General features: G+C 43.1%; 2 protein-coding genes. One reads left to right on the plus strand and one right to left on the minus strand.

Features of this window, described 5'->3' with window-relative positions; translation table 11 throughout:
• Positions 1 to 400 precede the first annotated feature (400 nt).
• A complete protein-coding gene (locus tag A3761_RS22590) occupies positions 401 to 766 on the plus strand; it encodes a ribosome recycling factor family protein (RefSeq protein WP_068516094.1) in 366 nt (121 codons plus the stop codon).
• A 30-nt stretch (positions 767 to 796) separates the two neighbouring features.
• Here A3761_RS22590 and A3761_RS22595 read toward each other — a convergent pair.
• Positions 797 to 1,619 (minus strand): toprim domain-containing protein (locus A3761_RS22595; protein ID WP_231881291.1); only part of this gene is annotated, 823 nt, incomplete at its 5' end.

Genomic DNA, 1,619 nt, shown 5'->3' on the forward strand with positions numbered 1-1,619 from the left:
CTTACGTATTGATTGAGTGTAAGTGGGGTAACTGCACATCAAGGTAAAACTAAGTCTTTACGGTACTGCAATCTACCCTGCAGTACCCTTTTCCTAACGCCCCCTGACATTGGTTAGCGCTTTTTTCGATAAATAAGGCACACCCATAGCCATACGCCCGCTGTATAAATTTGACTCGCCAAAGAGCTTGCTTTTATCGTTACTATTCAGGGAAATCTAATAGTACGTTCTGCCTGACGCTTAATATTGACCGCAACGAGTTTTTGATATGATAGTCACTATGACTATCTAAAAATCAATAATGGAATATCTAAACATTTTTAGAAAACAAAGCTGTCGACATTTTCGTGACATTTATACCACCTTAAAAGTTAGTACAGGTTTTGTACACAAGCTCAATATGAACACTCATATAGAAATAACACTAAACAGCTTAGTAAGACGCACAAAACATACGGATCAATTAAAAGCTCTATTGAAAAAGAATGGAGGAAAACTCACTAGAAAAGGTCGATCACGTAATTGGAAGCTAGAGCTGTCTTATCAAGATAAGAAAACGGTTGTCAACGAACTATACAACTCAGATGAGCCAAGCTGGCTATGGATTGCCAAGTTGCTCGCGCAACAAGAAAAGACGCACTCACATGAACAGTTAGTCACCATTGCGCGCCAAGCACCGGCGATTACAGTTAATCAGCTCGTTGCTGAAACTAATTGCAGTCTTGCAGAAGCGCGTAAAGCGCTTGACGAACTTGAATGGCTTTAAGCCGATAAGCTATTTGGCCAATATTTAAGATCAAATCTCAGCTAGATCGCCCTTCTCTTCTAACCAGGCTTTACGATCTGCGGCACGTTTTTTACCCAATAACATATCCATGTTCTCGTTGGTGAGGTCATGATCATCAATGGTAAGTTGCACTAGGCGGCGAGTGTCACGGGCCATTGTTGTTTCACGCAGCTGAAGCGGGTTCATTTCACCTAGCCCTTTGAAGCGCTGGACGTTTATTTTTCCCCTTTTCTTTTCCGCTTCGATACGGTCAAGAATACCCTTTCGTTCAGCTTCGTCTAACGCGTAATAAACCTCTTTACCGATATCAATTCGATATAATGGTGGCATCGCAACGAACACGTGACCACGTTCGACCAAAGTTCTAAAGTGTTTAACAAACAAAGCGCAAAGTAAGGTTGCGATATGAAGACCATCTGAATCAGCATCTGCCAAGATACAAACTTTACCGTAACGTAGGCCTTCTAAGTCCTCTGAATTTGGATCGACCCCCAAGGCTACTGCGATATCATGCACTTCTTGTGAGGCTAAAATCTGACCAGAGTCTACTTCCCATGTGTTTAGGATCTTACCTCTGAGCGGCATAATCGCTTGATATTCACGGTCACGCGCCTGTTTGGCTGAGCCACCAGCCGAGTCACCCTCTACTAGAAACAACTCGGAGTTCATAGTCTCTACACCAGAGCAATCAGCAAGCTTACCAGGCAATGCCGGGCCGGAGGTCACTTTCTTACGAACAACTTTCTTCGCTGCTTTTAGGCGCTTCTGAGCATTACTGATACACAGCTCTGCTAACTTTTCAGCATCATCAGTATGCTGATTAAGCCACAAA

The organism is Oleiphilus sp. HI0123, assembly GCF_001635315.1.